Origin of the sequence: Actinospineispora spinosispora DSM 44797 (assembly GCF_000429025.1) — a bacterium.
Lineage (GTDB): Bacteria > Actinomycetota > Actinomycetes > Mycobacteriales > Pseudonocardiaceae > Pseudonocardia > Pseudonocardia spinosispora.
In genome coordinates this window covers 224524-250067 of the sequence record NZ_KE386834.1, presented here as the reverse complement: position 1 = coordinate 250067, position 25544 = coordinate 224524, and the positions used below count along the sequence as shown (strand labels likewise).

The window sequence follows — 25544 nt, the reverse complement described above, 5'->3', positions numbered from 1 at the left end:
CCGTAGACGGGCGGTCGTTCTCGCGCGACGGGTTGCGAGCCGAGCCTTGTCGGTGTCCTGACATAACCTGATTTGCATGCGAGGGGATGAACCACCGAAGGCCACGCTGTGGATGCGGCGGCTGTTCGCCGCGTGCTGGAGCCATCGCGGGGTCACGATCGGGGCGATGCTGGCCTCGACCATCGGCGTCGGGCTCGAAGCAGCCACTCCGCTGCTGGTCAGGGTCGCGGTGGACAACTCGGTGCGCGGCGTCGTCACCGGGCTGAGCTGGCTGATCAGCGCGCTGATCGGGCTGGCGCTGATCCGGTTCGTGTCCGCGTTCCTGCGTCGCTACCTGGGCGGCCGGCTCTCGCTGGACGTGCAGCACGACCTGCGGCGCGCGGTGTTCGCCTCGGTGCAGCGGCTGGACGGTCCCCGACAGGACAGCCTGCGCACCGGGCAGGTGGCGTCCCGGGCGATCAGTGACCTGCAGCAGGTGCAGGGTCTGCTGTCGATGGTCCCGCTGGTGTCCGGCTACGTGGTTCTGCTGGGTGCCTCGATCGCGGCGATGCTGTGGCTGTCCCCGCTGCTCACGCTCGTCGCGGTGATCATGCTGCCGCTGTCGCTGGCACTCACCGCGCGCACCAGGAGAGCGCTCTTCCCGGCGACCTGGTCGGCTCAGCAGCGTGCGGCGGACATCGCGCAGCACGTCGAGGAGACGGTCACCGGGGTCAGGGTGGTGAAGGGCTTCGGCCAGGAATCCCGTGAGGTCGAGACGTTGCGGGCCCGCGCGCTGCGGCTGTTCGGCGAGCGGTTGCGCGCCGCGCGGCTGACCGCCCGGCTCGCCCCGCCGCTGGCGGCGCTGCCGTCGCTCGGGCTGATCGCGGTGTTCGGCGTCGGCGGCATGCTCGCGCTGCGCGGGCAGATCACCATCGGCACGTTCCTCGCGTTCTCCACCTATGTCGGCAACCTGGTCGGTCCGGCCAGGATGATCGGCAGCCTCGTCGTGTACGGGCAGCTGGCCAGGGCGGGCGTCGAGCGGGTCTACGAGCTGATCGACTCGCGCCCCGAGGTCACCGATCCGCCGAATCCGGTCGAGCTTCCGGCCGGGCCGCTGTCGGTCGAGCTGGACGACGTGCGGTTCGGCTACACGAGCGACGAGCCGGTGCTCGACGGTGTCTCGCTGCGCGTCGAGCCCGGCGAGACGCTCGCGTTGGTCGGCGCGGCCGGCTCCGGCAAGTCGACCGTGGCGATGCTGCTGCCCCGGTTCTACGACCCGCGCGGCGGCCAGGTGCGCATCGGTGGTGTCCCGCTGCCCGAGCTACAGCTCGCGGCGCTGCGCCGCGAGCTGGGCGTCGTGTTCGAGGAAGCGTTCCTGTTCTCCGACACCATCCGGGCGAACATCGCCTACGGCAAGCCCGACGCCGACGAGGACGCGATCCGGGCGGCCGCCAAGGCCGCGCAGGTCGAGGAGTTCGTCGACGCGCTGCCCGACGGCTACGACACGATGGTCGGCGAGCGCGGGCTGACCCTGTCCGGTGGCCAGCGTCAGCGCATCGCGCTGGCCAGGGCCCTGCTGTCGGACCCGCGCATCCTGCTGCTCGACGATGCGACCTCGGCGGTCGACGCGAGCACCGAGGCGGCGATCCACGACACGCTGCGCACCGTCACCGCGTCCCGCACCACGATCCTGATCGCCCACCGCCGCTCGACGCTGGCGCTCGCCGACCGCATCGTCGTCCTCGACGGCGGCACGGTGCTCGACGTCGGCACCGAGGCCGAGCTGGAGGCACGCGGAGCGCTGCTGCCGGTCACCGAGGAGAACCGCAACAGCCCGCCCTGCCCGTCCCGCGACGGGCTGTGGCCCACCGATGCGCCCGACCCGGCGCCCAGCCAGATCGACGACCCGAGGCTGCGAGCGGCGGTCGCCGCGATGCCCGAGCCCACCGACACCCCCAGGCTCGGCGACATCGACGTGACCGCGCCCGACCCGGGGTTCACCCTGCGCGGGCTGCTGCGGCCCATCCGCGCGCAGCTGATCCTGACGATCCTGCTGGTCGCCGGCAGTGCGCTGGCCACCGTCGCCTACCCGTCGCTGGCCCGGCTCGCGGTGGACGGCGGAATCCTGGCGAACTCACCGAGGATGCTCGCGGTGGCGGCCGCGATCGGGCTGCTCGTCGTGGCGGCCGACTGGACGATCACCGCGGTCCAGACCGTGGTCACCGCCCGTGCCGGGGAGAGCGTGCTCTACCTGTTGCGGGTGCGCAGCTTCGCGCACCTGCAGCGGCTCGGCCTCGACTACTACGAGCGTGAGCTCGCCGGTCGGATCATGACCAGGATGACGACGGACGTGGATGCGCTGTCGACGTTCCTGCAGACCGGGCTGGCCCAGACGGTCGTCAGCCTGCTGACGCTGGTCGGCGTCGCGGTCGCGCTGCTGGTCACCGACTCCGAGCTGGCCCTGGTCGCATTGGCCGCCCTGCCGCCGCTGATCCTGGCGACCGTGGTGTTCCGGCGCCGGGCGTCGGCCGCCTACACGGAGGCGCGCGAGCGGGTCAGCGTGGTGAACGCCGACCTGCAGGAGAACGTCTCCGGTATCCGGGTCGTGCAGGCCTTCGTGCGGGAGGAGTACAGCAGCAGGGAGTTCGGGGCACGCAGTGCCGCATACCGGGTGTCGCGGCTGCGTGCGCAAAGCTACATCGCGACGTACTTCCCGTTCGTCGCGATGCTGTCCGAGATCGCGCAGGCCGCCGTGCTCGCGCTCGGCGCGTACCGGGTGGCCGGCGGCGATCTGACGCCGGGCGTGCTGACCGCGTTCCTGCTCTACCTCGCGCTGTTCTTCTCCCCCGTCCAGCAGCTGTCGCAGGTGTTCGACGGCTACCAGCAGGCTCGGGTCGGGTTGTCCCGCATCGGCGACCTGCTGCGCACGCCCACCTCGGTGCCGGACGCACCGACCGGGCTGGTGCAGATGCCCGATCGGCTGCGCGGCGAGGTGGAGCTGCGCTCGGTCGGTTTCCGCTACTCCCAGGCCGAGCGCGACGCGTTGCACGACGTGTCGCTGCGCATCGCTCCCGGTGAGACGGTGGCCATGGTCGGCTCGACCGGTGCCGGCAAGTCGACCGTAGTCAAGCTGCTCGGCCGGTTCTACGACGTCACCGCCGGTCAGGTACTGGTCGACGGGGTCGACGTGCGGCACTACCCGCTGCGCGGTTTCCGGCAGCGGCTGGGTGTCGTGCCGCAGGAGGCGCACCTGTTCACCGGCGACGTCGCCTCCAACATCGCCTACGGACGGCCCGACGCCGACCAGGCGAGCATCGAGGCGGCGGCCCGCGCTGTCGGCGCGCTGGACATGATCGCCTCGCTGCCCGCCGGGTTCCGCCAGCCGGTCGGTGAGCGCGGGCAGGGTCTGTCCTCCGGCCAGCGCCAGCTGGTGGCGCTGGCCAGAGCCGAGCTGGTACAGCCCGACCTGCTGTTGCTGGACGAGGCGACCGCGGCGTTGGACCCGGCGGCGGAAGCCGCCGTGCTCGCAGCGGGCGATCGCCTCACCGCGCGTCGCACGACCGTGGTGGTCGCACACCGCCTGGCCACCGCGGCGAGGGCGGACCGCATCGTGGTGCTCGCCGACGGCCGCATCGTCGAGCAGGGCAGCCACACCGACCTGCTGGCGGCCGATGGCGCCTACGCCGCGTTCTGGCGCGACGGCCACGTCACACCCGACGCCCCGGCGAGTCGGGCACCCGAGCACACCGAGTCCGCGGTCTGAGCACACGGCTGTCGGGAGAGCCTCACCACACGGCGCTGCTCAGCGGTCTCCGCTGCCGGCCGTCGGCGTCGAAGTTGGCCGGGTCCAGCCAGCCGGCCAATCGGTCCCGCAGGAGCGGCCACTCGCCGTCGGTCATCGAGTACCACGCCGTGTCCCGGTTGCGGCCGCGGACGACGACCGCCTGCCGGAACGTGCCCTCGTAGGTGAAGCCGAGCCGCTCCGCCGCGGCGCGGGACGGGGCGTTGAGGTCGTCACACTTCCACTCGAACCGCCGGTAGCCGAGCTCGTCGAACGCATACGCCGCGACGAGGTACTGCGCCTCGGTCGCGGCCCGGCTGCGCTGCAGCAACGGCGAGTAGTGGACGTGACCCACCTCGATCACGCCTATGTCCGGCTGGATCCGCAGCAGGCTCAGTACGCCGACCGCTCGCCGCTCGTACTCCGGCGACACCGGGTCGGTGTTGACGACCGCGTAGAACATCGGATCGTCACCGCTACCGCTGTTCTCGATCCAGCGGCGGTACTCGGCCAGGTCCGCGAACGGGCCGTACGGCAGGTAGGTCCAGCTCTCACCCCGCACATCGAGCTGGTCGGAGGCGAACAGCTCCTCGGCGTGCCGACGCGCGTCCAGCCGCTCGAGCCGGCAGTACCGTCCCTTGAGCACCGGCGCCGTCGGCAGCGGCCGCGCCGCCCATCCGGGCACCTCGTCGCCGATCGGCTGGTTGAAGTCGTTGATTCGCACACCTGGATCCTGTATTCGCAGGTGGCGATCGGGAACAGCCATTTCGGGACCGTTGGACAAGGCCACCGCGACCCGGCAGGGTTGCGTTGAATCAAATCTCTCTTAAGTCTGTGTGCTGATGTTCCCGCAACGCGACCAACCGTTACGCGCGCCCCCACCGAAGGACTAACCTGGACGCCAGCCGGCCCCCGTGCTATCCGAACAAGTTCAAGTGAGGCGATCTTCCACCGTGTCCACGAGCAGCTCGTCGGTCCCTCCGTTTCCGACTGCCCAATTCGGCACCAACGAGTGGCTCGTCGAGGAGATGTACCAGCGTTTCCTCGACGAACCGTCGTCCGTAGACCCGGCGTGGCACGACTTCTTCGCCGATTACCGCACCGGCGCCGGTAAGGCCGATGCTGGCGACACCAAGACCGAGACGGGCGACGCGGCGGCCAACGGCAAGGCCGCCACCGCACCGGCGGCGAAGAGCGCCCCCAGCTCCAACGGCTCGGCACCGGCCAAGTCCAGCGCACCGGCACAGTCCAAGCCCGAAGCCAAGCCCGAAGCCAAGCCCGAGGCCAAAGCCGAGCCGGCGAAGCCCGCCGCCGGAAGCACGTCCCGGGCGGCGAAGCCGGCCGCACCGCCGAAGGGCGCACTGAACGGCGAGGTCACCCAGCTGCGCGGGTCGGCCAACACGATCGTCAAGAACATGCAGACCTCGCTCACGCTGCCGACGGCGACGAGCGTGCGCGCGGTGCCGGCGAAGCTACTGGCGGACAACCGCATCGTGATCAACAGCCACCTCAAGCGCACTCGAGGCGGCAAGATCAGCTTCACCCACCTGATCGGCTACGCCGTGGTCAAGGCGATGGCCGACTTCCCGGTGATGAACCGGCACTTCGTCGAGGTCGACGGCAAGCCGAACGTCGTCCAGCCCGAGCACGTCAACCTGGGCCTGGCGATCGACCTTCCCGGTAAGGACGGCGCGCGCACCCTGGTCGTGGTCTCGATCAAGGGCTGCGAGTCGATGAACTTCGCGCAGTTCTGGTCGGCCTACGAGGACATGGTGCGCAAAGCGCGCACCGGTGCGCTGCAGGCCGCCGACTTCGCGGACACCACGCTGAGCCTGACCAACCCGGGCACGTTGGGCACCAACCACAGCATGCCCCGGCTGATGTCCGGGCAGGGCACCATCATCGGCGTCGGCGCGATGGAGTACCCGGCCTCGTTCCAGGGCGCGAGCGACGAGCGTCTCGCCGAGATGGGCATCAGCAAGATCATCACGCTGACCTCGACGTACGACCACCGCATCATCCAGGGCGCCGAGTCCGGCGACTTCCTGCGCAAGGTGCACAAGCTGCTGCTCGGTGAGGAGTCGTTCTACGACGACATCTTCGCGTCGCTGCGGGTGCCCTACGAGCCGGTCCGCTGGGTGCAGGACTTCCCGGAAGGCGCGATCGACAAGACCGCGCGGGTGCTCGAGCTGATCGAGTCCTACCGCACGCGCGGTCACCTGATGGCCGACACCGACCCGCTGAACTACCGCCAGCGCCGCCACCCCGACCTGGACGTGCTGAGCCACGGCCTGACCCTGTGGGACCTGGAGCGGGAGTTCGCCGTCGGCGGGTTCGCCGGCAAGTCGCACATGAAACTGCGCGACGTCCTCGGTGTCATGCGCGACGCGTACTGCCGCACGATCGGCACCGAGTACATGCACATCGCCGACCCGGAGCAGCGCGACTGGCTGCAGCAGCGCATCGAGCGCCCGCACCAGAAGCCGCCGGCCGCCGAGCAGAAGTACATCCTGTCGAAGCTCAACGCCGCCGAGGCCTTCGAGACGTTCCTACAGACCAAGTACGTCGGTCAGAAGCGGTTCTCCCTCGAGGGCGGCGAGACGGTCATCCCGCTGCTGGACGCGGTGCTCGACTCGGCGGCCGAGGGTGAGCTGGACGAGGTCGTCATCGGCATGCCCCACCGTGGCCGGCTCAACGTGCTGGCCAACATCGTCGGCAAGCCGATCAGCCAGATCTTCCGTGAGTTCGAGGGCAACCTCGACCCGGGTCAGGCGCACGGTTCCGGCGACGTCAAGTACCACCTGGGCGCCGAGGGCAAGTACTTCCGGATGTTCGGTGACGGCGAGACCACGGTGTCGCTCGCGTCGAACCCGTCGCACCTGGAAGCCGTCGACCCGGTGCTGGAGGGCATCGTCCGCGCCAAGCAGGACCTGCTCGACCAGGGGCCCGAGGGCTTCACGGTGCTCCCGGTCATGATGCACGGCGACGCCGCGTTCGCCGGTCAGGGCGTGGTCGCGGAGACGCTGAACCTGGCACTGCTGCGCGGTTACCGCACCGGCGGCACGGTGCACATCGTGGTCAACAACCAGGTCGGGTTCACCACGGCGCCGGAGAACTCCCGGTCGAGCCAGTACTGCACCGACGTGGCGAAGATGATCGGTGCGCCGGTCTTCCACGTGAACGGCGACGACCCCGAGGCCTGTGTCTGGGTCGCCCGTCTGGCCGTCGAGTACCGGCAGCGCTGGCACAACGACGTCGTGATCGACATGATCTGCTACCGCCGCCGCGGCCACAACGAGGGCGACGACCCCTCGATGACCCAGCCGGCGATGTACGACATCATCGACGCGAAGCGCAGCGTGCGTAAGAACTACACCGAGTCGCTCATCGGCCGTGGTGACATCTCCATGGAGGAGGCCGAACACGCGCTCAAGGACTTCTCCAACCAGCTGGAACACGTCTTCAACGAGGTGCGCGAGCTGGAGCGCGGCAAGATCACCGCGAGTCCGTCGGTCGAGGACGAGCAGGCGCTGCCGGCGAAGCTGGACACGTGCGTCCCGCTCGAGGTCATCCACCGGATCGGCGACGCGCACACCGAGCTGCCGGACGGTTTCTCGGTGCACTCGCGGGTCAAGCCGGTGCTGGAGCGGCGGCACAAGATGTCCCGCGAGGGCAACGTCGACTGGGCGTTCGCCGAGCTGCTCGCGCTCGGTTCGCTGGCCATGGACGGCCGCCTGATCCGGATGTCCGGTCAGGACACCCGGCGCGGCACGTTCGTGCAGCGCCACGCCGTGGTGATCGACCGCAAGACCGGAGCGGAGTACTACCCGCTGCGCAACCTGGCCGAGGACCAGGGCCGGTTCCTGCCGTACGACTCGGCGCTGTCCGAGTTCGCCGCGCTCGGCTTCGAGTACGGCTACTCGGTGGCGAACCCGAACGCCATGGTCATCTGGGAGGCCCAGTTCGGCGACTTCGTCAACGGCGCCCAGTCGGTCATCGACGAGTTCATCTCCTCCGGCGAGGCCAAGTGGGGCCAGATGTCGGATGTCGTGATGCTGCTGCCGCACGGTCTCGAAGGACAGGGCCCGGACCACTCGTCCGGCCGGATCGAGCGGTTCCTGCAGCTGTGCGCCGAGGGTTCGATGACGGTGGCGCTGCCGAGTGACCCGGCGAACTACTTCCACCTGCTGCGCCGGCACGCCCTCGACGGGGTGCGCAGGCCGCTGGTGGTGTTCACGCCGAAGTGGATGCTGCGGGCGAAGCAGGTGGTCAGCCCGCTGACCGACTTCACGGACAACCACTTCCGTTCGGTCCTCGACGACCCGAGGTTCGCCGACAAGGAAGGCCCGCAGGAGGGCGTGCGCCGGCTGGTGCTGTGCAGCGGCAAGATCTACTGGGAGCTTGCCGCCGCGTTGGCGAAGGACGACAAGGACGACATCGCGCTCGTTCGCGTCGAGCAGCTCTACCCGCTGCCCAAGCGCAAGCTGAAGGCCGCGCTGGAGCGTTACCCGAACGCCACCGACATCCGGTGGGTGCAGGAGGAGCCGGCGAACCAGGGTGCGTGGCCGTACTTCGGTCTCGCGCTGCCGGAGTTCTTCCCGGAGCGTTTCGCCGGCATCAAGCGGGTCTCCCGCCGCCGCATGGCCGCCCCGGCCCCCGGTTCGGGCAAGGTGCACGAGGTGGAGCAGGCAGCCCTGATCCAAGAAGCGCTGGGAGAGTGACCCATCGTGAGTGGTGCGGGCGCCTATAGGCGCCCGCACCACTCACGAGCCATCACCACGGCTGAGCCGGCTCCGCGAGTCTCCGAAGGAGTTCCGGCGAAGGCCGGCGTAGTGAATGTCCGCACGCAGGCTCTCCAGCCGGACGGCGGCTCCCAGGGCGACCACAAGCGCGCGCTCGGCCGACGAAGTCGGCTTGTTTTTCTGGGGGCACCCCAGCGAGCGATAGCGAGCCGGGGTGGTCACGGAAAAACTTCGCGCGAAACAGGCCCTACGATTTGGGGAAGGCGCAGAGGGACTGCAGGTCCTGGGCGCCGTCGGTGCGCAGGTCCTGCTTCTCCTCGCCGGGGTTGACCGTGGTCAACACCAGGTGGTCGTTGGCGCCGTAGATCTTGACGCCGAGGCCCGAGGTTTCGGTGCGGGTGTTGTTGACGATCGAGCGTGCGCCCTGGGGTAGCACCGTCGCGACGTCGAGCGCGGGGTGGCTGTCCTGGCAGAACACCTGCTCGTGGCTGTACTCGACCTTCGTGCCGGTGAAGTTCGGCTCCGAGTAGAGGCAGAACGAGCCGTAGCTGCAGTAGGCGTCGGCGGCGACGGTGAGCGCGCCGGCCGCCATGGCGGCGCCGGGCACGATCGCGACGGTGAACAGGCTCGCGGCGCCGAGGATCGCCCAGGCGCGGTTCCGGATTTCGATGAGCTTGTTCTGAGGTTCTTGCGGGCTCCGCGAGGGTGTGAGGTCACCGCGCGGTGCCGGACGTCCTGGCGGTGTGAAGCCGCGTGGCGCTTCGGGACGGGCGTTCGGGGTCAGCCTCGGAGCGGGATGCCCCGTCGGGACCGGTCGGGCCTGTACGGGCCTCGGCGGACCCTGCGGGCCGGTGGCCGGACGCCCGGCGGGGGCGGTGTGGAACGGCACCCGCTGCGGACCCGGCCGTGCCGGCGCCCCCTGCGGCGGATACGACCCCCCTGGCCGTGGGCCACCGTGGCCCCGCGCGGGGCCACGTGGCCCCGGCCCGGCTTCATACATAGAGTCGGCCTCCGGCAAGGATCCGGTTCGGGTCGGTCAGCTGCGGGTTCTTCCGCATCAGCTCCGCTACGGAGCTGCCCGTACTCCGCGCGTACTTGCTCAAGGTACTGCCGGGCTGGATCACTGTGACACCCGGATGCGCACCGCGCACGGCCAAATGCCGTCCTGCGCGAATCTTGTGAATATTGGTGATCTTGTTGTCCGCGGCGGTCGACGGCGCGAGGCCGCGGCCTCCGGTGTGTTCTAGAGTCTCCGCGTGTACTTCACCGACCGGGGTATCGAAGAGCTGGAACAGCGGCGCGGCGAGGAGCAGGTGTCGTTCGAATGGCTGGGTGAACGCCTGCGTGCGTTCGTGGACCTGAACCCCGACTTCGAGGTCCCCATCGACCGCCTGGCCACCTTCCTGGCCCGCGACGACGAGGACTGAATCCGCTGGGCCTGTTCCGCGCGGAGTTTTTCCGTAACCACCCCACTCGCTTCGCTTCGGGGGTGCTTCCGGAAAAACAAGCCTCCTTCGTCGGCCGGGCGCGCACTTGTCGTCGCTTGAGGAATCGCCGTGGGGCGTTGGCGAGGTTGTTGCGGACATTCACCACGCCGGCCTTCGCCGGAACTCCTTCGGAGACTTGCGGAGCCGGCTCAGCCGTTGGCCGGGTTGAGGATTGCCTTCGTCCTCGCTCCTCGTGCGGAGCGGGGTTACCGGCGGCCCAGGGGAGGTCTCTGGCGCAGGGCTTCCATCAGGGCCTCGAAACGTTGGATCGTCACGTCGTAGAGGTAGTCGAGCCTGCCCGGTGGAACCGCGGGGTCCTGCTTCGGCAGGGTGCGCATGGTCATCCACTGCTCGTGGTACAGCTCGGTGAGCGCGGTCTCCCACTGGAGCTCCACGCCGATCAGGGTGTGCAGCTCGGCGTCAGCCGCGGCCTCCATCTGTTCCTGCAGCTCGACCAGCCGGTCTTCCAACGCCCTGGCCAGCGCGGCGTCCCGCAGTCGCATGTCCTCGACCGCGTCGCTCATGCCCGAGGTGATCTCCTTGTACCGCCGGGCAGGGTCGGTGTCCGTCACGAGATGTCCGGCACGATCATGACCTCCGGGCGTTGCTGGGTGTAGCGGTCGAACATCAGCCCGCGTGCCGGGCGCGGTGACCAGGTCGCCAGACCCGGCGCGAGGGTGCCCAGCTCGGCGCCCTGGACGTCGAACGCGACCCAGCACCCGATGTCGTCCACCCCGGCGCCCATGGTCAGCACCGCGCGCAGCCGCTGCACGCTGCGCCACCAGCCGAGCACGTGCAGACCGGTCTCCGGGCCGCTCTTGAGGACCTGGCGCAGGCTGTCCAGGCCACTGCGGAAGGTCTCCGGGTTCTTCTGTTCCAGGACCCCGCTCGCGCCGTCGACGCCGTAGAGCAGCAGGTAGTGCGGCTCGGAGCGGGCCTCGCCGCCGGTGAGCCTGCCTGTGGTGTCGGCGGCGAGCTCCCCGATCAGCGCGGCCATGCCGTCCAGGCCCACGGTGGTCACCGTGTGCCCGGCGGTGACCAGCCGGGCGGCGAGCTCGTCGACCGGCGCCGAGGCGTCCGGCACGAGCGTGACCAGGGTGAACCTCGCCTGCCCCGGGGCGTGCTGGCGGGCCAGCGACCATGCCGCCGCGCCGAGCACCGAGGCCGCGTCGGGTACGGCCGACGAGATCACCGCCAGGTTGCGCCCGGGGGTTGCGGCCATCGGGACCGAGGCCGAGCTGCCCGCGACGTCCATCAGCTGACCCAGCACCGCCATCGGCGCGGGCCCTGGCGGCAGATCGTCCAGCAGATCGGCGAGTCGCGGTGAGCGGTCCGCGTCGAACAGCCGAGGCTCCGGCAGATCCTCCGGCCGCATCTCCCACAGTTCGGCCTGCAGCTTGTCCAGGGTGCCCTTCGCGGTGGCGTCCGGGATGCGGATGACCTCGTTGCCGTGCTTGATGCCGGACTCGTGGTTCAGCACCGCGTGCCAGCGGGGCAGCGACAGTGCCGCGTCGTTCAGCTCGGCGAGCACCCTGCGGGACCGGGGCAGCGCGACCCGCAGCACGAACTGCTCGAAGATCGCCGGACGGCCCCAGAAGGCCTCGATGCCGGACACGTCCTGGCTGGACAGCACCAGGTGGATGCCCTGTGACCGGCCTCGCCGTGCGACGTCCTCGAGCAGCATGACCGCTTCCCTGGTGACGCCGTCCTTCTCCGCGAACAGGTACTGGAACTCGTCGATCACCGCCACGATCCGGGGCCAGCGACCCTCCGGATCGGCGGTCCTCAGCTCCTCGAGCTTCGTGACCTCGTAGGACTTGGCGGCCTCGGCGCGCCGGCGCATCTCGCCCGCAAGGAACCGCAGCAGCGCGAGGCCGAACTCCCGGTCGGTGTTGATGTTGACGCCGACCAGCCGCGCGTGCGGCAGCCACGTGGGGTCGCGCCTGCCGGGGGTGAACTGGGCGAACGACACGCCTTCCTTGAAGTCCAGCAGGTACAGCTCCAGCTCGTCCGGCGAGTAGCGCGCCGCCATCGAACCGATCATCGTGAACAGCAGGTTCGTCTTGCCGGAGCCGCTCGGGCCGCCGATCAGTGCGTGCGGCGAGGAGTCGCACAGCGCCAGCTCGATGACCAGGCCGTCGCGGAACCCGACCGGGGCGTGCACCCCGGTGACGGAGCTGGCCTGCCACCAGTCCCTCGGTTCGAGGGGCATCAGGTCGCCGAACCGCCCGATGCGGCTGCGCACCCGTTCCAGCTCGTCGGAAATCGCGTGGCACGCGGCGGTGACCTGTTCGCGCGGCAGCGGGGCGTCCAGGGTGACCGTGGCGTGCGTGCCGGTCATCGAGCTTCTGGCGTTGATCGGACCGGTCCAGGTGCGCGGCGGTTCGATCAGGGTGAGGCGTTCCATCGGCGCGCTCACCGCGACCGGCATGTCGACCAGGATGAGCTGGATTCCGCAGGCCAGGCCGTTGCGGGCGACGCGTTGCAGAGTGCGGCGGTCGTCGTCACGAAGGTCCTGCCCGCCGCCGATCAGCACGGCGACCTGCCACGGCTCGGTGCGCGAACCGGTCGCGGCGCTCAGCGCGCGCAGCGACGGGTGCCCGTCGATCAGGATCCGGTTGTGCACCCGCCGGATGTGGTCGGACAGCTCCTCCAGCAGCTCGCTGAGCCTGCCGGGGTGGTGCACGGTGAGCACACCGGAGCGGGTCAGCGGGTACAGGCCGGGGGTCGCGCCGCTGACCTGACCGACGTCCCAGGCGTGCAGCGCGATCATGCCGGGCCGGAAGTAGCTGACCACCCGCATCAGCAGGTTCTCGATCAGCGCCTCGGCCGCCGCCTGGGTCCCCGGGTTGGTGATGATCTCCAGGTGCGAGTCGTCGAGCAGCGGCACCGCCACCGGGAACGGCTGGTGCCGGGGCGCTCCGTCGACGACCGCCGAACCGACTCGCCACAGCTGGGGAATCGGTCCCCCGCCGTCGACCTTGCCGACCTCACCGAGCCAGCCGTCACCCTGGTCGCCCGCCGCGCCGGGAGCGGCGTCGGCGACCAGCTCGACCAGCCTCGGAGGTTCGGTCGTGACCCAGTCACCGAACGTGGCCCGACGGTCCGCGAGCATCCGGTTCAGCGGCGGTGCCATCCGAGGGTTGCGCAGGATCCGCTCGAACGACGGGTTCGCCGCGAGCGTGTCCAGCCCCTCGGCCCGCAGCCACATCTCGAACATGGTCTGCGCATGTTCGAGCTGGGTGGCCTCGCGCGCGGCGGCGGCGGCGCTCAACGCGGCACCTGCCGCCTGCCGGAACTCCTCGAACGCGGCGTCGATGCGCGTCCGCCGGTCGCCCCGGCGGCTCATCGTCCGGGCCCGATCTCAGATCCGTGCGTCGAGGGCCGCAACCGCATCGGCTCCACCGCTGATCAACCCCAGAACTGACGTCAATTCCTCGTGTGCGCGCAGCAGGTCGGCCGACACCAGCTTCTCGTGATGCGACCGTTCCAGCTCGGTCAGCATCGCCACCACCTCAGCCAGCTGCTGTTGTGCATCCCGTCCACAACGATAAGCGTTGCGCAGCTGCTCCGAAACCTCCGCGAGCTGGGCTCGGACCTCAGCTATGGACGCGCTCACAGCCGCTGCGAAATGCCTTCGGTGGTGCTGACCGCCGCCTGCACCAATTGCTGCACGTCGTTCAGGCTGCTGGCCGCCTGCTGCAGCTGATTGGTCGCTTCCTGGACGTCGGACTGCGAGCTGCCCTCACCCGCTCGCTGGATCATGGCCTGCGCTTCCTCGATGTGCGACTGCGCCTGCTGCAACATGCCGAGGCTCTCCTCGGCCTTCTGACCCGCCTGCTTCATCGCACTGCCGGCTTCTCCGATGCTTGCCACGAGCCCACCTCACGATCGCATTTGGCTGTGGGAACAAAAGTAATCCCCCGCCGTGCTCACAGCGGGGAGGACATGCGGTCCACCTCGGTGAATCCGCAGGTCGACGCTGCATGCATCGCGCCTCTAGTGACCCCGGTCACTTACCGGCGCTAGCCCGACAGGAGTAGACCAGGGGTCCTCCCACCACGAGGCCAGGCACCGCTGCCGTTTTCGGTGCCCTCACGCTGTTAGGGGCGACACCGATGTCGACCGAGAGCGAAGACCCGACCGTCCACATCTTGTGGATCAACGCAGGACTGAGCTGTGACGGCGACTCGGTCGCACTGACCGCCGCCACCCAGCCGAGCATCGAAGAGATCGCGCTCGGCGCGCTCCCCGGACTGCCCAAGGTCGCCGTGCACTGGCCGTTGATCGACTTCGACAACGGCCCGGTGGGCGGCGTGAACGACTTCATCGAATGGTTCTTCAAGGCCGAACGCGGCGAGCTGGAGCCGTTCGTGCTGGTCATCGAAGGATCCATCCCGAACGAGGCGATCAAGCCGGAGGGATACTGGTGCGGGTTCGGCAACGACCCGGCCACCGGCCAGCCGATGACCACGAGCGAGTGGATCGACCGGCTGGCACCCAAGGCACTGGTCGTGCTCGCGGTCGGGACCTGCGCCACCTACGGCGGCATCCACGCGATGGCCGGCAACCCGACCGGCGCGATGGGCGTCCCGGACTACCTCGGCTGGAACTGGAAGTCCAAGGCCGGCATCCCGATCGTGTGCGTGCCCGGCTGCCCGACCCACCCGGACAACCTGTCCGAGACGATCCTCTACCTGCTCTACCAGGCCACCGGCGCCGCGCCGATGATCCCGCTGGACGACGAGCTGCGGCCGAAGTGGCTGTTCGAGGCCACCGTCCACGAGGGCTGTGACCGGGGCGGCTACTACGAGCAGGGCCAGTTCGCCAAGGAGTACGGCTCGCCGAAGTGCCTGGTGAAGCTGGGCTGCTGGGGTCCGGTCGTGAAGTGCAACGTGCCCAAGCGCGGCTGGATCAACGGCGTCGGCGGCTGCCCGAACGTCGGCGGCATCTGCATCGGCTGCACGATGCCCGGCTTCCCGGACAAGTTCATGCCGTTCATGGACGCACCGCCGGGCAGCAAGGTCTCCGGCGCCGCGAGCGGCGCGTACGGCGGCGTCATCCGACGGCTGCGCAACATCACCGCGAAGAAGCTGGACGCCGAACCCAAGTGGCGCGCCAAGGGCCGCGAACTGAGCACCGGCTATCGGAAGGTCTGGTAGAGCCATGACCGCAACACAGGACCGAATGGGCTCGTTCAAGACCAATGACCAGGGCCTGGTGGAGATGTCCTGGGACCCGATCACCCGGATCGTGGGCAGCCTCGGCATCTACACGAAGATCGACTTCAAGCAGAAGCGCGTGGCCGAGTGCCACAGCACGTCGTCCATCTTCCGCGGCTACTCGATCTTCATGAAGGGCAAGGACCCGCGCGACGCGCACTTCATCACCAGCCGGATCTGCGGCATCTGCGGCGACAACCACGCGACCTGCTCGGTCTACAACCAGAACATGGCCTACGGCGTGCGCCCGCCGCACCTGGCCGAATGGATCATCAACCTCGGTGAGGCCGCCGAGTACATGTTCGACCACAACATCTTCCAGGAGAACCTGGTCGGGGTCGACTACTGCGAGCGGATGGTCGCCGAGACCAACCCGGGTGTGCTGGAGCTGGCGAACCGGACCGAAGCACCGCACGCCGGTGATCACGGCTACAAGTTCATCGGCGACATCATGCGGGCGCTCAACCCGTTCACCGGCGAGTTCTACCGCGAGGCGCTGCAGGTCAGCCGGTACACCCGGGAGATGTTCTGCCTGATGGAGGGGCGCCACGTGCACCCGTCCACGCTGTACCCGGGCGGTGTCGGCACGGTCGCCACGATCCAGCTGTTCACCGACTACCTGACCCGGCTGATGCGCTACTGCGAGTTCATGAAACTCGTCGTCCCGCTGCACGACGACCTGTTCGACTTCTTCTACCAGGCCCTGCCCGGCTACGAGGAGGTCGGGCGGCGACGCATCCTGATGGGCTCCTGGGGCGCGTTCAACGACCCGGACCACTGCGACTTCAGCTACCGCAACATGGAGTCCTGGGGCCGCAAGATGTTCGTCACCCCGGGCGTCGTGGTGGACGGCAAACTCGTCACCACGAGTCTGGTCGACATCAACCTGGGTATTCGCATCCTGCTCGGCAGCTCGTTCTACCGGGACTGGGAAGACCAGGAGATGTTCGTGACCAGGGACCCGCTTGGCAACCCGGTCGACCGGCGTCACCCGTGGAACCAGCACACGATCCCCGCGCCGCAGAAGCGCGACTTCGACGACAAGTACAGCTGGACGATGTCGCCGCGCTGGTTCGACGGCACCGACCATCTCGCGCTGGACACCGGCGGCGGCCCGCTGCCCCGGCTGTGGGTGACGGCGCTGGCCGGGCTCGTCGATACCGGCTATGTGAAGGCGACCGGCCACAGCGTCCAGATCAACCTGCCGCGTACGGCCCTGAAGCCCGAGGCGCATTTCGAGTGGACGATCCCGAAGTGGTCCAACGCGATCGAACGTAACCGGGCCCGCACCTACTTCCAGGCGTACGCGGCCGCGCAAGCGTTGTACTTCGCGGAGAAGGCCATGGCCGAGGTGCGCTCGGGGCACACCAAGACGTGGGAGCCGTTCAAGGTCCCCGACGAGTCGATCAGCGTCGGGTTCACCGAGGCGGTGCGCGGCGTGCTGAGCCACCACATGGTGATCCGGGGCGGCAAGATCGCCAACTACCACCCGTACCCGCCGACGCCGTGGAACGGCAGCGTCCGGGACAGCTACGGCACACCCGGCCCGTACGAGGACGCGGTGCAGAACACGCCGATCTTCGAGGAGAACCCGCCGGACAGCTTCAAGGGCATCGACATCATGCGCGCGGTCCGCAGCTTCGACCCGTGCCTGCCGTGCGGTGTGCACATGTACCTGGGCAACGGCAAGACGCTCGACAAGACCACGTCGCCCGCGATGCTCAACCTGCCGGAGTGACTCCGACCGATCCCCAGGAGGTGGGGCAGCGCATCGAGGCGCTCCTGGGTGAGCTCGGCGAGCCCGCTGTCACGGACGTGGCCGAGGAGCTCGTCCGGCTGCTGATGGGCATGTACGGGGCGGGTCTGGAGCGGATCGTCTCGATGCTCGCCGGGTCCGCGCTGGAGGGGCCCGCGCTGCTGTCGAAGCTCCTGGAGGACGACCTGGTGTCGAGCCTGCTGGTGCTGCACGACCTGCATCCCGAGGACACCTCGGCCAGGGTCGCGCGAGCGCTGGAGACGGTACGGCCCTACCTCGGGTCGCACGCCGGTGGCGTCGAGCTGCTCGGCGTGGCCGACGAACCGGAGGGCGTGGTCGTGACGCTGCGGCTGAAGGGCAGCTGCGACGGATGCCCGTCCTCGGCGATGACGGTGAAGACGGCGATCGAGAAGGCCATCGTGGAGGCCTGCCCAGAGGTGCTGCGGGTCGACGTCGAGGGCATGAACGAACCTGCGGCATCGGTCAAGGAGCTGCCGCTGCTGCAGATTCAGTCCGGCCCGCCGGTCGAGACGTCCTGGGTGGTCCTGGACGATCCGTCGCTGCGACCGGGCCAGTGCGCGACGCTCGACGTCGAGGGCTGTCCGGTGCTGCTGGCACTGCCGCCGGGGTCGGGTGGGTTGGTCGCCTACCGCAACCGCTGCCCGGTCTGCCGAGGCGAGCTGGACGGCGCGCCGCTGACCGGCGACCGGCTGTTCTGCCCGTCCTGCCAGGCCGGCTACGACGTCCGCAAGGCAGGCCGCGCATTGACCGGCGGCCTGCACCTGGAGCCGTTGCCGCTGGTCACCAGAGCAGGCGGCCTCCGGCTGGCGATCCCCCGCCCCACCGTCGGCGCAGCCTCATGACCACCAAACCCGTGAGTGATGTGGGCTGCCAGGACAGCCCACATCACTCACGGGAGGTGACCAGCGGCTTAGCGTTACGGCGGCTCCTGCGGCCGAAGCAGGCGGAGCCGCGGCCGCTAGTGCAACCGGACGAGCGGTGCGAGATGTGTACCGAGGTCATCGACGAGCGGGAGCACTCGCACGTCGTGCACCTGGAGAAGCGGTCGCTGCTGTGCACGTGCCGGCCGTGTGCGCTGCTGTTCACCGAGCGCGGCGCCGGTCGCGGCCGCTACCGCGCGGTGCCCAGCCGCTACCTGCACGATCCGGGATTCTCCATGACCGGGACGGAATGGGACTCGCTGCAGATCCCGGTGCGGATGGCGTTCTTCTTCCACAACTCCGACCAGGAACGAACGCTGGCGTTCTACCCGAGCCCGGCGGGCGCGACGGAGAGCCTGCTGCCGATGGACGCCTGGCGCGACGGGCTCGGCGCGACCCCGCTCGCCGCGCAGCTGGAACCGGACGTCGAGGCGCTGCTGCTGCGGCAGGTCGGCGGTGTGTCGAGCTGTCTGCTGGTGCCGATCGACGTCTGTTACGAGCTGGTCGGCCTGGTGCGGCTGTACTGGAAGGGCTTCGACGGCGGTCAGGAGGCCTGGGAGCGCATCGACGCGTTCTTCGCCGACCTGGCCGACCGCGCCCGGGCGTTGGGGACCTGACATGCCCGAGCTCGGATTCTGCTGCACCGGGGCGGTCGCGGAACCCTACGCGGCAAGCCCCAGCCTGCTGTTCACCCTGCGGGTCAGCGAGGCGACCGGCGTTCGGATGCATACCGTGGCGCTGCGCTGTCAGCTGCGGATCGAACCGCACAAGCGGCGGTACTCGGCGAACGAGGCGTCCCGGCTGACCGACCTGTTCGGCGAGCCGTCCCGCTGGGGCGACACGGTGAAGCCGATGCAGCTGGCCACGGTCGGAGTGATGGTGCAGGGCTTCACCGAGTCGATCGACGTGCCCATGCCGGTCCCGCTGTCGGCAGACACCGAGGTGGCCACCGGCAAGTACTTCCACGGCCTCGACGACGGCGAGATCCCGCTGTTGATGCTGTTCAGCGGGACCGCGTTCTACCAGTCCGAGGCGGGTGTCCAGGTCGAGCTGGTGCCCTGGCACCTGGAGGTGGCCCACCGGCTGCCGGTGACCGTGTGGCGCCAGGTGATGGACCAGCACTTCCCCGCGTCGACGTGGCTGTCGGTCCGCACCGAGACACACGTCGCGCTGCAGAGCTACCGCGCGCGACGCGGCACGCTCAACTGGGACGACACCCTCGCGGACCTGCTGAAACGAGTGGATGGCCGATGACCGCGACGCTGATGGACGACGTGGCCAAGGTCGCCGACACGGTCCTGTTCGAGGGTTACCTGCTGTATCCGTACCGGGCGTCGGCGCAGAAGAACCAGCTGCGCTGGCAGTTCGGGGTGCTGACCCCTCAGGACTGGGCCAGGGAGCACAACGAGACCCACTACTCGCACACCGAATGCCTCCTGGAGCCCCGGGACGGCACCCGGGTCCAGGTGCGCCTGCGGTTCCTACGCCTGCGCGGCAGAAGGGTGCAGCGGGCCGGGCCGTACGGCTTCGTCGACGTCGACGAGCTCACCGTCGGCGACGAGCTGCACCTGCCGTGGGAGGAGGGCGTTCCGGAGGTCGTCGACGCGTCGTTCCCGGTGACCGACCTGCTCGCCGGCCAGGTGAGCGTCCCGGTCGAGCTGCCCGGCGCGACGGCCACCGAGCTGCTGGACACCGAGGGCAGGCTGGTCCGGGAGACCTGGCCGCTCAACGCCATGATCGCCGTCTCGGCCGAGCCGCTGCCCGGCCCGTACGGGGCGCTGCGGCTGCGCCTGCGGGTCACCAACCTCGGTACCGGGCCTGCCGGGTCCAGGGACGAGGCGCTGCGGTCCTCGCTGATCGGCGCGCACACGATCCTCGCGCTGACCGAGGGCGAGTTCCTGTCCCTGACCGACCCGCCGGAATGGGCCCGTCCCGCCGCGCGATCCTGCACGAACGAGCACACCTGGCCGGTGCTGGCGGGTTCACCCGAGCGACCTCGGCTGGTGTTGTCCTCGCCGATCATCCTGGCGGACTTCCCGGAGATCGCTCCGGAGAGCCCGAACGAGATGTTCGACGGCACCGAGAACGACGAGATCCTGACGCTGCGCACCCTCGTCCTGACCGACGCGGAGAAACGCGAGGCCAGAGCCACCGACCCGAGAGCGGCGGCGCTCGTCGACGCGGTGGACTCGATGCCGCCGGAGATCTTCGAGCGGCTGCACGGGGTGATCCGTTCGATGTCCGGGCCGGGCGTCGAACCTCGGACCTCGGACGAGGTCCCGACCTACTCGACCGAGACGGGTGGCAAGCCCTGGTGGGACCCGGCCGCCGACGCCTCGGTCGACCCGGACACCGACTCGGTGCTGGTCGACGCGACACCGGTGAGCCGGGGGACGCACGTGCGCCTGCGGCCGAGCGGCAACGCCGACGCCCAGGACCTGTTCCTCGACGGCAAGGAAGCCCTGGTCGAGGCTGTCCTGAACGACATCGACGGCCAGGTGCACCTCGCGGTCAGCCTGCTCGACGACCCGGCGTCGGAGTTCCAGGCGGCGCACGGCCGGTTCCGCTACTTCGGTCCGCACGAGGTCCAGGTCATCGAATGAACATCCTGGTGGCGGGTGTCGGCAACGTCCTCAAGTCCGACGACGGCTTCGGGGTCGAGGTCGTGCGTGCGCTGAGGCACCAGGAGCTACCGCCGGACGTCGAGGTGGTCGACATCGGTATCCGCGGCATGCACCTGGCCCACCAGCTGCTGGACGGCTACCGTGCGCTGCTGATCATCGACGCGACCGAGCGCGGCGGACGGCCCGGCGAGCTGTACCTGCTGGAGCACGACCTGAGCGCGCAACCCGAACCGGACGTCCCGGACGCACACGGCATGACCCCGGACGCGGTGCTGGCGCTGCTGCGGTCGCTGGCCACGGCGAGCGGTCTCGAACCGACCGCCGGGCTCGCCACGGTACTGGTGCTCGGCTGCGAACCGTCGACCGTCGACGACGGCATCGGACTGTCCGAACCGGTCGCGGCCTCGGTGCCGCGCGCCGCCGAGTACGTCCCCCAGATCCTCGCCCGGATCGGCTGAGAGGAGCACGCCATGTGCCTGGGTATCCCCGGCGAGATCGTCGAAATCCTGGCCGACCGCGAGGACTTCGCGATGGTCAGCGTCGCCGGCGTGAAGCGGGCGGTCAACATCGGTCTGCTCGAGGACGAGGAGCTGGCGGCCGGCGACTGGATCCTCATCCACGTGGGCTTCGCCCTCTCCAAGATCGACGAGGAGGAGGCTGCCCATTCGCTGCGCATGCTCGAGGGCATGGGCCAGGCCTACACCGACGAGCTGATCGCGCTCGCCCGGTCCGATCTATCCCAGTAGGGGGCGCGGCATGAGGTTCGTCGACGAGTTCAGGGACGCGGAGAAGGCCCGGATGCTGTCGCACCGGATCGCCGAGCTGTGCGAGCCGGGCAGGCTGTACAAGTTCATGGAGGTGTGCGGCGGCCACACGCACACCATCTACAAACACGGCCTCGAGGACTACCTGCCGGAGTCGGTGCGCCTGGTGCACGGCCCCGGCTGCCCGGTGTGCGTCATCCCGATGGGCAGGGTCGACGACGCGATCGCCATCGCCGAGCAACCCGACGTGATCATGACGACGTTCGGCGACATGATGCGGGTGCCCGGGGGCCGAGGCTCGTTCTTCGACTCGAACGCCGCCGGCGCCGATATCCGGATGGTCTACTCACCGCTGGACTCGTTGAAGATCGCCCGGCAGAACCCGGACAAGCGGGTCGTGTTCATGGCGATCGGTATGGAGACCACCGCCCCGTCCACCGCGATGACCGTGCTGCGCGCGCACGCCGAGGGCCTGGACAACTTCTCGATCTTCTGCAACCACGTGACGATCATCCCGGCGATCAAGGCGATCCTGGACTCCCCGGACATGCGCCTGGACGGGTTCATCGGCCCCGGCCACGTCTCGACGGTCGTCGGCTGCCGGCCCTACGAGTACGTGTCGCGGGACTACAACAAGCCGCTGGTCTGCGCCGGTTTCGAGCCGCTGGACATCCTGCAGTCGGTGTACCAGCTGATGCTGCAGGTCAGCGAGGGGCGCTGCGAGGTGGAGAACCAGTACTCGCGGGTGGTGCCGTGGAACGGCAACGCGAAGGCGCTGCGGGTGATCGGCGAGGTCATGGAGCTGCGGCCGTACTTCGAGTGGCGGGGCCTCGGCTTCATCTCGCGGTCGGCGCTGCAGGTGCGGGAGAAGTACGCGGCGCACGACGCGGAGCGGATCTTCTCCGTGCCCGGGGTGCGGGTCGCCGACCCGAAGGCCTGCCAGTGCGGTGAGGTCCTCAAGGGCGTGCTGCGACCGTGGGAGTGCAAGGTCTTCGGCACCGCGTGCACGCCGGAGACGCCGATCGGGACGTGCATGGTGTCGTCCGAGGGAGCGTGCGCCGCCTACTACAACTTCGGCCGGTTCACCCGCGAGCGCGTCAAGGAGGCGACGCATCGATGACGGGTACCGAACACCTGAGCCGCGAACAGCAGGTGCTGGAACGCATCGACCGGGTGCGGGCGGCGAGACCGAGGGTCAAGGAGGCCCGGATCACGCTGTCGCACGGCGCGGGCGGCAAAGCCACGCACAACCTGATCGACGCGATCTTCCTCGACGCGTTCCGCAACCCCGAGCTGGAACAGATGTCGGACGCGGCATCGGTCCAGGTCGGCGATGCGCGGCTGGCGTTCACCACGGACTCCTACGTGGTGTCGCCGCTGTTCTTTCCCGGCGGTGACATCGGTGAGCTCGCGGTCAACGGCACGGTCAACGACCTGGCCATGTCCGGTGCCAGACCACTCGTGATCTCGGCGGCGTTCATCCTGGAGGAGGGATTCCCGACCGACGACCTGCGCCGAGTCGTGGCCTCGATGGCGGCGGCGGCGCGCGCGGCGGGCGTTCAGATCGTCACCGGTGACACGAAGGTCGTGCAGCGCGGCAAGGGCGACGGCTGCTACATCAACACCGCCGGGATCGGGGTGCGGGAACGCCCGGTGGAGCTGAACGCCGCGCACGCGCGCCCCGGTGACGTGGTGCTGGTGTCCGGACCGATCGGTGACCACGGGGTGACCGTCATGCTGGCCCGAGGCGAGCTGGACATCGCGGCGGACGTCGTCTCCGACACCGCCCCGCTGCACGAGCTGGTCGCGGGGCTGCTGGACGCCGCACCGCACACCCGCCTGCTGCGCGACGCGACCCGGGGCGGGGTCGCGACGATCCTGAACGAGGTGGCCACCGCGTCGAAGGTGGCGATCGTCGTCGACGAGGACGCGGTGCCGGTCCGGCCCGAGGTCCGGGGCGCGAGCGAGCTGCTCGGGATCGACCCGCTGTACGTGGCGTGCGAGGGGCGGCTCGTCGCGGTGATCCCGGCCGAGGAGTCGAACGCCGGGCTCGCCGCGATGCTGGGACACCCGCTCGGCGAGGGGGCGACGGTGATCGGTCGGGTCGCCGAGGACCCACCTGGTCTGGTGTTGCTCAAGACCGGCTTCGGCGGCACCCGGATCGTGGACATGCTGGTCGGTGACCCGCTGCCCCGGATCTGTTGACGATGCACGAGCTGTCGATCGCGGAGAGCATCGTCGCGGCGGTCACCGACAAGGTGGCGGCCACGCCGATCCGCCGGGTGCGGGTCGAGGTCGGACGGCTCTGCGGTGTCGTCCCGGACGCTCTGCGGTTCTGTTTCGAGCTGGCCACCGGCGGGACGTGCCTGGCAGGGGCCGAGCTGGAGATCGTCTCCTCGCCGGGCAGAGGCCGCTGCCGGGACTGCCGCGCCGAGTTCGACACCGACGAGCTGATCGTGATGTGCGACTGCGGCAGCGTCGACGTCGAGGTGCTGGGCGGCCGGGAGCTGCTGATCCGAGAGGTGGAGGTGGTCTGACGTGTGCGCTACCTGCGGATGCTCGGGGAACGGGGTCCGGGTCGTCGATCCGGAGCACGGTCATGGACACGGGCACGGGCATGAACACGGCCACGGGCACGTCGTGGAGCCGGAGCGCGGCCACACGATCGCGCTGGAACAGCGGGTGCTGGCGAAGAACGACGAGCTGGCCGACCGCAACCGCCGCTGGCTGGCCGAGCGGGGCGTCCGGGCATTGAACCTGATGAGCTCCCCCGGCGCCGGCAAGACGACGCTGCTGGAGCGCAGCATCGTCGACCTGGCCGGTGACCCGCCGGTCTGCGTCGTCGAGGGCGACCAGGAGACGCTGCTGGACGCCGACCGGATCACCGCGACCGGCTGCCGCGTGGTGCAGATCAACACCGGTTCCGGGTGCCACCTGGATGCGTCGATGGTCGACCGGGGTCTGCGCGCGCTGAACCCGCCGGAGGGGTCGGTGGTGTTCATCGAGAACGTCGGCAACCTGGTCTGCCCCGCGCTGTTCGATCTCGGTGAGGCCGCGAAGGTGGTGATCACCTCGACGACCGAGGGCGCGGACAAACCGCTCAAGTACCCCCAGATGTTCGCCGCCGCGGATCTGGTCCTGCTCAACAAGATCGACCTGCTGCCCCACCTGCGGTTCGACGTAGCCGAATGTCTGGCGGCCATCCACCGGGTCAACCCACGTACAGAGGTCCTGCAGCTCTCCGCCACCACAGGCGCCGGCCTGCCCGCCTGGTACGCCTGGCTGCGAGGTCGCTGAACAGCTCACACAGAGGCGTCTCGAGGCGCACACCTTGCACACCGTCGTGTTGCGTCGCACATGTCCGAACATGTGCGACGCAACATGACGGTGTGCAAAAGCCGACTCAGGACAGTGACGTCGAGCCGGGGCCTCTGTACAGCGAGACGTGGTTGCGGCTGGACGACGTGAACGGCTCCCGGGACCAACCTCCCCACCGGTCGGTCAGCCGGAGGCCGGCCAGCCGGGCCATCAGGTCCAGCTCGCTCGGCCAGGCGTAGCGCGTGACGATCGGGAAGAAGCGGAGCCCCTCCGGCGACAGCACCACGTGGTTCTCCTCCAGCCGCTGTGTCACCGGGTCGTGCCGGGCCACGTCCAGCTGGACCCGGTCGGCACCGACGTGTTCGGCGTCGACGTACTGGTCGTCGCGCAGCCGCACCAGGTAGCTCGGCACGAACGCCTCGACGACGAACAGCCCGTCGTCGGTGAGGTGCCGCGCCACGTTCTCGAAGCAGCGGACCTGCTCGTCCTGGGTCAGCAGGTTGAACAGTGTGTTGTACACGAGGTAGATCAGCCGGTAGCTGCCCTCGACCGGGACGTCCGCGATGTCGCCGATGGTGACCGACAGCCGCGAGCCGCCGGGCTTGGCGCGCAGCCGCTCGACCATGTCCGGCGACAGATCGATGCCGTCGACCCGCAGTCCGGTGCCGGCCAGCGGCAGCGCGATCCGGCCGGTCCCGATCGCCAGTTCGAGCGCCGGCCCGCCGCGGGCCAGTGAGGCGAGTAACGCGACCGCGGCGTCCTCGTCGCCACGCGGGCGGTCGTCGTACACGGCGGCAGCGTCCGACCCGAAGCTGTCCATCGGCTGGTATCCCTGCACGACACCAGTCAGTCACGCGCCCATGATCACGTGCAACCAGGTTACGGAGGACACACAACCCTGGCGCATTTAGTTAGGGCAACCTAACCTAA

22 protein-coding genes are annotated in these 25544 nt (G+C 69.4%); 15 read left to right on the top strand and 7 right to left on the bottom strand.

What is annotated here, in order from left to right:
- Positions 1–76: 76 nt before the first annotated feature.
- Complete coding sequence (locus tag G406_RS0130600) at positions 77–3742, top strand: ABC transporter ATP-binding protein (RefSeq protein WP_028936749.1); 3666 nt, start codon at positions 77–79, stop codon at positions 3740–3742.
- A 22-nt stretch (positions 3743–3764) separates the two neighbouring features.
- Here the strand turns inward: G406_RS0130600 and G406_RS50885 are convergent, their stop codons facing one another.
- Positions 3765–4484 carry a GNAT family N-acetyltransferase gene (locus tag G406_RS50885; RefSeq protein ID WP_245607270.1) on the bottom strand — a complete coding sequence of 240 codons (720 nt, stop codon included), beginning with the start codon at positions 4482–4484 and terminating at the stop codon, positions 3765–3767.
- 304 nt (positions 4485–4788) lie between these two features.
- On the opposite strand from G406_RS50885, the gene G406_RS0130590 reads away from it, so the two are divergent.
- Entirely contained in the window at positions 4789–8481 is a 3693-nt protein-coding gene (locus G406_RS0130590) for a multifunctional oxoglutarate decarboxylase/oxoglutarate dehydrogenase thiamine pyrophosphate-binding subunit/dihydrolipoyllysine-residue succinyltransferase subunit (protein WP_037079682.1), read from the top strand.
- Between the two features lie 268 nt (positions 8482–8749).
- Here G406_RS0130590 and G406_RS0130585 read toward each other — a convergent pair whose 3' ends face one another.
- Complete coding sequence (locus G406_RS0130585) at positions 8750–9391, bottom strand: peptidase inhibitor family I36 protein (protein WP_028936747.1); 642 nt, start codon at positions 9389–9391, stop codon at positions 8750–8752.
- Between the two features lie 367 nt (positions 9392–9758).
- On the opposite strand from G406_RS0130585, the gene G406_RS57965 reads away from it, so the two are divergent.
- Positions 9759–9929: a DUF6104 family protein gene (locus G406_RS57965; protein WP_169736820.1), complete on the top strand. Its 171-nt coding sequence runs from the start codon at positions 9759–9761 to the stop codon at positions 9927–9929.
- Positions 9930–10195: 266 nt separating this feature from the next.
- Here G406_RS57965 and G406_RS0130575 read toward each other — a convergent pair whose 3' ends face one another.
- The 4 genes from G406_RS0130575 to G406_RS0130560 form a co-directional block, all read right to left on the bottom strand.
- Entirely contained in the window at positions 10196–10561 is a 366-nt protein-coding gene (locus tag G406_RS0130575; RefSeq protein ID WP_028936746.1) for a hypothetical protein, read from the bottom strand.
- Positions 10558–13338, bottom strand: a complete 2781-nt coding sequence (locus tag G406_RS0130570) for an FtsK/SpoIIIE domain-containing protein (RefSeq protein WP_028936745.1) — start codon at positions 13336–13338, stop codon at positions 10558–10560. The genes G406_RS0130575 and G406_RS0130570 overlap by 4 nt, the downstream gene beginning before the upstream one ends.
- A gap of 15 nt (positions 13339–13353) precedes the next feature.
- Complete coding sequence (locus G406_RS57405; protein ID WP_156935239.1) at positions 13354–13494, bottom strand: hypothetical protein; 141 nt, start codon at positions 13492–13494, stop codon at positions 13354–13356.
- 110 nt (positions 13495–13604) lie between these two features.
- Positions 13605–13865, bottom strand: coding sequence for a hypothetical protein (locus G406_RS0130560; RefSeq protein ID WP_028936744.1), 261 nt, complete (start codon positions 13863–13865; stop codon positions 13605–13607).
- Positions 13866–14107: 242 nt separating this feature from the next.
- Between G406_RS0130560 and G406_RS0130555 the strand changes: the two genes are divergently transcribed.
- From G406_RS0130555 to hypB, 12 genes are all read left to right on the top strand, one after another.
- Positions 14108–15151: an NADH-quinone oxidoreductase subunit B family protein gene (locus G406_RS0130555; protein ID WP_037079382.1), complete on the top strand. Its 1044-nt coding sequence runs from the start codon at positions 14108–14110 to the stop codon at positions 15149–15151.
- Between the two features lie 4 nt (positions 15152–15155).
- Positions 15156–16949 (top strand): nickel-dependent hydrogenase large subunit, encoded by a 1794-nt coding sequence (locus G406_RS0130550; RefSeq protein ID WP_051342907.1) that lies wholly within the window; start codon positions 15156–15158, stop codon positions 16947–16949.
- On the top strand, positions 16946–17830 hold the full coding sequence (locus tag G406_RS0130545; protein ID WP_028936741.1) for a NifU family protein: 885 nt from the start codon (positions 16946–16948) through the stop codon (positions 17828–17830). The genes G406_RS0130550 and G406_RS0130545 overlap by 4 nt, the downstream gene beginning before the upstream one ends.
- Positions 17831–17973: 143 nt before the next feature.
- Positions 17974–18525: a DUF5947 family protein gene (locus tag G406_RS0130540; RefSeq protein ID WP_028936740.1), complete on the top strand. Its 552-nt coding sequence runs from the start codon at positions 17974–17976 to the stop codon at positions 18523–18525.
- 1 nt (position 18526) lies between these two features.
- On the top strand, positions 18527–19162 hold the full coding sequence (locus tag G406_RS0130535; RefSeq protein WP_028936739.1) for a DUF6084 family protein: 636 nt from the start codon (positions 18527–18529) through the stop codon (positions 19160–19162).
- On the top strand, positions 19159–20511 hold the full coding sequence (locus tag G406_RS0130530) for a hypothetical protein (RefSeq protein WP_028936738.1): 1353 nt from the start codon (positions 19159–19161) through the stop codon (positions 20509–20511). The genes G406_RS0130535 and G406_RS0130530 overlap by 4 nt, the downstream gene beginning before the upstream one ends.
- Positions 20508–20990, top strand: a complete 483-nt coding sequence (locus G406_RS50880) for a hydrogenase maturation protease (protein ID WP_051342906.1) — start codon at positions 20508–20510, stop codon at positions 20988–20990. The genes G406_RS0130530 and G406_RS50880 overlap by 4 nt, the downstream gene beginning before the upstream one ends.
- Positions 20991–21002: 12 nt before the next feature.
- Positions 21003–21278, top strand: a complete 276-nt coding sequence (locus tag G406_RS0130520) for a HypC/HybG/HupF family hydrogenase formation chaperone (RefSeq protein ID WP_028936737.1) — start codon at positions 21003–21005, stop codon at positions 21276–21278.
- Positions 21279–21288: 10 nt separating this feature from the next.
- A complete protein-coding gene (gene hypD / locus G406_RS0130515; RefSeq protein WP_028936736.1) occupies positions 21289–22416 on the top strand; it encodes a hydrogenase formation protein HypD in 1128 nt (375 codons plus the stop codon).
- Entirely contained in the window at positions 22413–23501 is a 1089-nt protein-coding gene (gene hypE, locus G406_RS0130510) for a hydrogenase expression/formation protein HypE (RefSeq protein ID WP_028936735.1), read from the top strand. The genes hypD and hypE overlap by 4 nt, the downstream gene beginning before the upstream one ends.
- 2 nt (positions 23502–23503) lie before the next feature.
- Positions 23504–23833 carry a hydrogenase maturation nickel metallochaperone HypA/HybF gene (locus G406_RS0130505; RefSeq protein ID WP_028936734.1) on the top strand — a complete coding sequence of 110 codons (330 nt, stop codon included), beginning with the start codon at positions 23504–23506 and terminating at the stop codon, positions 23831–23833.
- A 1-nt stretch (position 23834) separates the two neighbouring features.
- Entirely contained in the window at positions 23835–24593 is a 759-nt protein-coding gene (gene hypB / locus G406_RS0130500; protein ID WP_028936733.1) for a hydrogenase nickel incorporation protein HypB, read from the top strand.
- A gap of 106 nt (positions 24594–24699) precedes the next feature.
- Here hypB and G406_RS0130495 read toward each other — a convergent pair whose 3' ends face one another.
- The gene (locus G406_RS0130495) at positions 24700–25434 is read right to left on the bottom strand and encodes a class I SAM-dependent DNA methyltransferase (RefSeq protein ID WP_051343034.1); all 735 of its coding nucleotides are present in this window, start codon (positions 25432–25434) and stop codon (positions 24700–24702) included.
- Between the last annotated feature and the right edge of the window lie 110 nt (positions 25435–25544).

Excerpts from the sequence above, each read along its gene's own strand:
- G406_RS0130600 (WP_028936749.1), top strand. The coding sequence starts at position 77 with ATGCGAGGGGATGAACCACCGAAGGCCACGCTGTGGATGCGGCGGCTG.
- G406_RS57405 (WP_156935239.1), bottom strand. The coding sequence starts at position 13,494 with ATGCTGACCGAGCTGGAACGGTCGCATCACGAGAAGCTGGTGTCGGCC.
- G406_RS0130550 (WP_051342907.1), top strand. The coding sequence starts at position 15,156 with ATGACCGCAACACAGGACCGAATGGGCTCGTTCAAGACCAATGACCAG.
- hypD (WP_028936736.1), top strand. The coding sequence starts at position 21,289 with ATGAGGTTCGTCGACGAGTTCAGGGACGCGGAGAAGGCCCGGATGCTG.
- G406_RS0130540 (WP_028936740.1), top strand. The coding sequence starts at position 17,974 with ATGTGTACCGAGGTCATCGACGAGCGGGAGCACTCGCACGTCGTGCAC.
- G406_RS0130505 (WP_028936734.1), top strand. The coding sequence starts at position 23,504 with ATGCACGAGCTGTCGATCGCGGAGAGCATCGTCGCGGCGGTCACCGAC.
- G406_RS50880 (WP_051342906.1), top strand. The coding sequence starts at position 20,508 with ATGAACATCCTGGTGGCGGGTGTCGGCAACGTCCTCAAGTCCGACGAC.
- G406_RS0130555 (WP_037079382.1), top strand. The coding sequence starts at position 14,108 with ATGTCGACCGAGAGCGAAGACCCGACCGTCCACATCTTGTGGATCAAC.
- G406_RS0130590 (WP_037079682.1), top strand. The coding sequence starts at position 4,789 with ATGTACCAGCGTTTCCTCGACGAACCGTCGTCCGTAGACCCGGCGTGG.
- G406_RS0130495 (WP_051343034.1), bottom strand. The coding sequence starts at position 25,434 with ATGGACAGCTTCGGGTCGGACGCTGCCGCCGTGTACGACGACCGCCCG.
- hypE (WP_028936735.1), top strand. The coding sequence starts at position 22,413 with ATGACGGGTACCGAACACCTGAGCCGCGAACAGCAGGTGCTGGAACGC.
- G406_RS0130520 (WP_028936737.1), top strand. The coding sequence starts at position 21,003 with ATGTGCCTGGGTATCCCCGGCGAGATCGTCGAAATCCTGGCCGACCGC.
- G406_RS0130530 (WP_028936738.1), top strand. The coding sequence starts at position 19,159 with ATGACCGCGACGCTGATGGACGACGTGGCCAAGGTCGCCGACACGGTC.
- G406_RS0130535 (WP_028936739.1), top strand. The coding sequence starts at position 18,527 with ATGCCCGAGCTCGGATTCTGCTGCACCGGGGCGGTCGCGGAACCCTAC.
- G406_RS0130570 (WP_028936745.1), bottom strand. The coding sequence starts at position 13,338 with ATGAGCCGCCGGGGCGACCGGCGGACGCGCATCGACGCCGCGTTCGAG.